Annotated in this window: 1 protein-coding gene; it reads left to right on the top strand. The window is 47.2% G+C overall.

All coding sequences use genetic code 11. The features are described from left to right. Positions 1–33: 33 nt before the first annotated feature. Positions 34–750 (top strand): exodeoxyribonuclease I (gene sbcB / locus R8O11_RS27185; protein ID WP_318194871.1); only part of this gene is annotated, 717 nt, incomplete at its 3' end.

Consider the following 750-nt stretch of genomic DNA (forward strand, 5'->3'; position numbering starts at 1 on the left):
ATACTCTTATCGGTTCCGTAAACGGTAAGCAGAATGCACCAAGATAATCAGCCCACTTTTTTCTTCTTTGACTACGAGACTTGGGGTACAAATCCCGCGAAAGATCGTCCAAGCCAATTTGCTGGTGTTCGCACAGATGAAAACTTCAATATCATCGGCGAACCTCTGGTGATGTACTGCCAGCTTCCTGCTGATTATCTACCTTCTCCGGAAGCTGCATTAATTACGGGTATTACACCGCAAAAGGCGATGCAAGAAGGTCTATCCGAGCCTGAGTTCATTGCTAAGATCCACGCCGAGTTATCGAAACCCAAAACCACCAGCCTAGGCTACAACAGCATTCGTTTTGATGACGAAGTGACGCGTTACACCTGTTATCGCAACTTTATCGACCCATACGCGTGGAGCTGGCAAAACGGCAACTCGCGTTGGGATTTGCTCGATGTATTGCGAGCATGCCATGCGTTGCGTCCTGAAGGCGTAGAATGGCCAGAGAATGAAGACGGCTTCACCAGTTTCAAGTTAGAACATTTATCGGTTAAAAATGGTATTGAGCACAGTAATGCGCACGACGCGATGGCTGACGTTATCGCAACGATTGAGATGGCAAAGAAAGTCAAAGCCGCGCAGCCAAAACTGTTCGATTACTTCTTCTCTATGCGCCACAAACGTAAGCTGAATGAACTGGTTGATATTGTAAACATGACACCGCTGATGCATGTCTCAGGCATGTTAGGTCGCGAATGCCAA

It is taken from the genome of Vibrio sp. 1288 (assembly GCF_033344475.1).